The organism is Streptomyces sparsus, from assembly GCF_054776295.1.
Genome location: NZ_BAAHCA010000541.1, coordinates 1 through 3,371 on the forward strand (window position 1 = coordinate 1; position 3,371 = coordinate 3,371).

At 72.4% G+C, this 3,371-nt stretch carries 3 protein-coding genes; 2 read left to right on the forward strand and 1 reads right to left on the reverse strand.

All coding sequences use genetic code 11. The features are described from left to right. Positions 1-147 precede the first annotated feature (147 nt). The gene (locus ACYVE9_RS19870; RefSeq protein WP_461029236.1) at positions 148-921 is read right to left on the reverse strand and encodes a SigE family RNA polymerase sigma factor; all 774 of its coding nucleotides are present in this window, start codon (positions 919-921) and stop codon (positions 148-150) included. A gap of 197 nt (positions 922-1,118) precedes the next feature. Between ACYVE9_RS19870 and afsQ1 the strand changes: the two genes are divergently transcribed. After that, positions 1,119-1,796 (forward strand): two-component system response regulator AfsQ1, encoded by a 678-nt coding sequence (gene afsQ1 / locus ACYVE9_RS19875; RefSeq protein WP_461029237.1) that lies wholly within the window; start codon positions 1,119-1,121, stop codon positions 1,794-1,796. Further along, on the forward strand, positions 1,694-3,289 hold the full coding sequence (locus ACYVE9_RS19880) for a sensor histidine kinase (protein ID WP_461029238.1): 1,596 nt from the start codon (positions 1,694-1,696) through the stop codon (positions 3,287-3,289). Before afsQ1 ends, ACYVE9_RS19880 begins: the two co-directional genes overlap by 103 nt. Positions 3,290-3,371 lie beyond the last annotated feature (82 nt).

The following is a 3,371-nucleotide window of genomic DNA, read 5'->3' on the forward strand; positions in this document are numbered from 1 at the left end:
CGCCGCCCCCGCCCCGGACCTCAACGTGCGCACGCGAAAGAGCGGGCACGGACAGACCCCCCGGCCGCCCGTGCCCGCTCACCCCCCGTTTCCCCCGTGCCCGCCCCCCGGCGGGCTCCCCCGTTTCCCCCCGGCTCCGACGATCGGTCAGGCGACCAGTTCGCCGAAGCACTCCTTCCGGTCCTGGCCGGAGGCCAGTACCTCGTCGTCGCGCAGCCGCCGCAGCGACCGCCAGATGCTGCTCTTCACCGTGCCGACACTGATGTCGAGTATGTCGGCGATCTCCGGGTCGGTGCGGCCCTCGTAGTAGCGCAGGACCAGCATCGTGCGCTGCGTCTCGGGCAGCCGGGCGAGTGCCTGCCACAGCACGGCCCGCAGCTCGGTGCCGCGCATCGCGTCCTGGTCGTCGCCGGGCGACTCCGGGAGCTCCTCGGTCGGGTACTCGTTCAGCTTGCGGCGGCGCCACGCGCTGATGTGCAGGTTCGTCATGGTGCGGCGGAGGTAGCCGCCGACGGCCGCCTTGTCGCTGATCCGCTCCCAGGCCCGGTAGGTGGAGAACAGCGCGCTCTGCAGCAGGTCCTCCGCCTCGAAGCGGTCCCCGGTCAGGTGGTAGGCGGTGGCGTAGAGGGAGGCGCGGCGCTCCCGCACGTAGGCGGTGAACTCCGCCTCCGAGACGCTGCCGCGCTCCTCCGGCGCCGGCTCGGTGCCACCGCGGCGGTCCCCCCAGGCCGCCACGGCTCCCCCCTCGGGCACGCCGGCGAGGTAGGCCGGGAACGCCGGGCGCTGGCGCACGGTGCCGCGAGCGCACCCCCGCCCGCTCACGGCACCGGACTTCTCCGAGCTCCGGGCGGCGGGAACCGAAGGGGTGTGCAGGCGCGTGTGAAGAACTGCGCTGGTGTGGGTTCCGTGCAGTGTGGTCATCTCGCGCCTCCCTCGGAAAGCCAGCCCGTCGCTTGCCTCGTGACCAACAGCCTGCACGGCCAGTTTCATGACGGGGTCCCCCGACTGTCACAGCGGTGTCACAGCGGGGGTGTCCGGCGACCCACGGAACGGTGTCGCCGGAACCGGAGCGGACCGACGGTCGATCTGAGGGCACTCGATGGGCCAGAATGGCGCGCGTGCCATTCCTGTTGCTGATCGAGGACGACGACGCCGTCCGTACCGCCCTGGAGATGGGCCTGACCCGTCAGGGCCACCGCGTGGTGACCGCTGCGTCCGGCGAGGACGGCCTGAAGCTGCTGCGCGAGCAGCGCCCGGACCTGATCGTGCTCGACGTGATGCTGCCGGGCATCGACGGCTTCGAGGTGTGCCGCCGCATCCGGCGCACCGATCAGCTGCCGATCATCCTGCTGACCGCCCGCAACGACGACATCGACGTCGTGGTGGGCCTGGAGTCCGGCGCCGACGACTACGTCGTCAAGCCGGTTCAGGGCCGGGTGCTGGACGCGCGGATCCGTGCGGTCATGCGCCGCGGCGAGCGGGAGGCCAACGACTCGGCGGCCTTCGGCAGCCTGGTCATCGACCGGTCCGCGATGACCGTGACGAAGGACGGCAGGGACCTGCAACTGACACCGACCGAACTGCGGTTGCTGCTGGAGCTGAGCCGCCGTCCCGGTCAGGCGCTGTCCCGGCAGCAGCTGCTGCGGCTGGTGTGGGAGCACGACTACCTGGGCGACTCACGCCTGGTGGACGCCTGTGTGCAGCGGCTCCGCGCCAAGGTCGAGGACGTGCCCTCGTCCCCGACGCTGATCCGTACCGTGCGCGGTGTCGGCTACCGGCTGGACTCCCCGGCGTGACGCGTGCCCCCGGCCGGGTGCGGAGCAGGCTCGCCGGGCTGCTTCCCGGTCTGCGGCTGCGGCTGGTGGTCGTCTTCGCGCTGGTGGCACTGACGGCCGCGGTCGCCGCCTCCGGCATCGCCTACTGGCTGAACCGCGACGCGGTGCTGACCCGCGCGCAGAACGCGGCGCTGGACGACTTCCACCGGACGCTCGGTGAACGGGCCGGCGCGCTGCCGCCCCGCCCGGAGTGCGACCGGCTGAAGGACACCGCCGAGACAATGGCGTCGACCACCCAGAACTACCAGGTGGTGCTGCTCGACCGGCAGCAGGACGGCCAGCGGTGCGCGGTGACGTCCGGCGGAACGTTCTCCCTGGACGACGTGCCCCGCAAGCTCCGGGACGCCGTGACCAGGCAGCGGCCGGTCAACGCCGACAACGAGGCGCCCTACCACCTGTACTGGCAGCGGATCACCATGGACGACACCCCGTATCTGGTGGCCGGGGCGACCGTCATCGGTGACGGGCCGACCGGCTACATGCTGAAGTCCCTGGAGCCGGAACGCGACGACCTCAACTCGCTGGCCTGGTCGCTGGCGATCGCCACCGGCCTGGCCCTGATCGGGTCGGTGCTGCTGGCCCAGGCGGCGGCGTCCACGGTGCTGCGCCCGATGCAGCGGCTCGGTGACGCGGCACGGCGACTGGGCGAGGGCAAACTCGACACCCGGTTGCAGGTCTCCGGCGGAGACGAACTGGCGGAACTCTCCCGGACGTTCAACTCGGCCGCGGCCTCCCTGGAGGAACGGGTGGCGGAGCTGAGCGCCCGCGAGCAGGCCAGCCGCCGGTTCGTCGCCGACATGTCGCACGAGCTGCGCACCCCGCTGACCGCGATCTCCGCGGTCAGCGAGGTACTGGAGGACGAGCAGGACAATCTCGACCCGATGATCGCGCCCGCCGTGCAGTTGGTGGTCAGTGAGACACGGCGGTTGAACGACCTGGTGGAGAACCTGATGGAGGTCACCCGCTTCGACGCGGGCACCGCCCGGCTCGTCCAGGACCACGTGGACGTGGCCGACCAGATCACCGCCTGCATCGACGCCCGCGCCTGGCTGGACGCGGTGGAGCTGGACGCCGAGCGGGGCGTCATGGTCCGCCTCGACCCCCGGCGGCTGGACGTGATCCTGGCCAACCTGATCGGCAACGCGCTCAAGCACGGCGGCTCACCGGTGCGGGTCTCGGTCCGGACCGGCGGCGCCGACCTGCTGGTGGAGGTGGCCGACCAGGGGCCCGGCATTCCCGAGGAGGTGCTGCCGCACGTCTTCGACCGCTTCTACAAGGCCAGCGCGTCCCGCCCGCGCTCGGAGGGCAGCGGCCTCGGCCTGTCCATCGCGATGGAGAACGCCCACATCCACGGTGGTGACATCAGCGCCCGCAACGGCCCGCACGGCGGCGCCGTGTTCACGCTGCGGCTGCCGCTGGACGGCGTGCCGACACCCGACGAGGAGGAGCGGTGAGCCCCGACCCCGCAGAGCCCACCGGCCGGCCGACCCCAGCGACCCGGGCGTTCCGCCGGGTCCGGGCGCTGCCCGGGCCGCG